This is a genomic window from Motilimonas sp. E26, from assembly GCF_021278025.1.
Classification (GTDB): Bacteria; Pseudomonadota; Gammaproteobacteria; order Enterobacterales; family CBDFNC01; genus Motilimonas.
In genome coordinates this window covers 1-1,772 of the sequence record NZ_JAIBHJ010000064.1, presented here as the reverse complement: position 1 = coordinate 1,772, position 1,772 = coordinate 1, and the positions used below count along the sequence as shown (strand labels likewise).

General features: G+C 39.8%; 1 protein-coding gene. It reads left to right on the top strand.

Going from position 1 to position 1,772, the window contains the following annotated elements:
* The first annotated feature begins 459 nt into the window (after window positions 1-459).
* A complete protein-coding gene (locus K1M91_RS21100; protein ID WP_232804229.1) occupies window positions 460-798 on the top strand; it encodes a hypothetical protein in 339 nt (112 codons plus the stop codon).
* The last annotated feature ends 974 nt before the right edge of the window (window positions 799-1,772 follow it).

Genomic DNA, 1,772 nt, shown 5'->3' with positions numbered 1-1,772 from the left:
GCGTTGCGTTAAAACGCCATAGCAAGCTATACGTCCTCACGCGGCAGACTTAACAAGTCAATGCAGTCCTACATCGAGGTGAAGGTGGTTAAGTTATGCGAATGAAACGATGAGGCTGATTGAAGCGTTAGTAGGCCTATTAACTTCGACTTTCATAATCCAAGTTGAAATGTTGCGTGTGAGATAAGCACAGTGAAAGAAGCATTCTTTGCCAATCAATCTTCAGCGCATTTACTCAACATTGCCTGCCACACTTTGGCAGCAAGGATGTGATAAGCACTTGGTGAGCCACGGATTTTGAGGCCAAATATTGTGAACGATTAGCCATCTTAGGCATGATCACACTGGCCACTAACAAGTCGCTGAATTAAGATTCACCAAGGCTGTCATGCCAATTGCTGAGCAATTCGCCCGCCAGCACTTGGTTCACTTATTAGCGAGGCGTTAAGCGACATAGATATGCACAAACTACTTAACAATAGCTGGGAGTACATTCAGGAACCGTATTCTGACGTATCTTCACGCTATAAAGGATTCGGCAGCAAGTTGTTTGGTGTAATGTCGTCAAGCCTTCCACTGCACTATCAAAATCTGAAGTTCTATAGATCTATCTCAAACCAAACCGAAGATGTGTTTGCAATCTGTGAGGGGCTTGGTCACGATTATGGGATACAGCTCGATCCGGATTGTGAGGCTATCTGCCTTTGGGACGATAAAACGCACATTGAAATAGGATATTGGTCGGAGGATGAATATATTGAGTCGGTTGAGTTCATTAAAGCCAATTTTCAGCAGTAAATCGCTTAACAATACGCTGCACCCGACTCCGGCGCTATCGCGCCTCCGCGGGTGAGCTTGGCGTTATGTGTTTTTGGAGAGTGTGAATTAGATGGAACTCAAAAGTATCATGCTAATATTTTTGCTCGCTTGCACAACTGGTATTGTTGGAGCTGAAATTGGTTATAAACTTAAACAAGTAAGTAGAACTCTGTATCACCGAATAGCAGTTTCGCTTGTTTGTGGTTTTGCATCTGGTCTATTAACTCTAGTTATTAGCTCTTTGATGCATTTTAGTTATCAGATATTGTTGGCAATAATTACTGGTCTTTTATACGGTTATATTATGGTTAATGCTCCGATGTTTGATACAAATACCAACACATAACAAGGCATTTAAACGGAACAAAAACAGTGGGTTACGTTTCGCTTCGCTACACATTTTAACCCACTATTTTTGTCCGCTTAATGCGACGTTATGTGTTTCTTGAACTATGATGGACTTTTTGATTTTTGTATTTATTTCAACAATTATTTGCACTTTGATAATCGAAGTTCATTGTCGTTTGCAACAAAAAATTATTGCCAAACCTAGAACTAAATTAAACTTAGCAATCCATTATTTAGTATTTGTTCTGTATTTTTGCTTTTTAATGTTCTTCTTAATTTCAATACAAAGTCATATTCAACCACTTGAATTAACTGAACTTAAAGAGTCATTAGCTTTCTTTGGTAGTAGTATATGTTTTGTTTTACCTGTAATTTATATTATGGGGTGGCGCTATCCTGATATGTTAACTCAAATGGAAAGTTGGCGTAAAAACACATAACAAAGTGCTTAAAAGGCGGACACAAAAAGCTTGGCTGTGCTCGTTCCTCGCAAATTTTAGCCAAGCATTTTGTGCCGTTTAGCACGGCGTTAAATCTGCCGAGCGGAGCTCGGAGAGCGCTTTAGCTGGATAAATAGACAGTGCTTTACTATGGTTACCAAATGA

Bases quoted from the DNA above. Each gene is read 5' to 3' on its own strand.
- K1M91_RS21100 (WP_232804229.1), top strand. From the start codon at position 460: ATGCACAAACTACTTAACAATAGCTGGGAGTACATTCAGGAACCGTAT.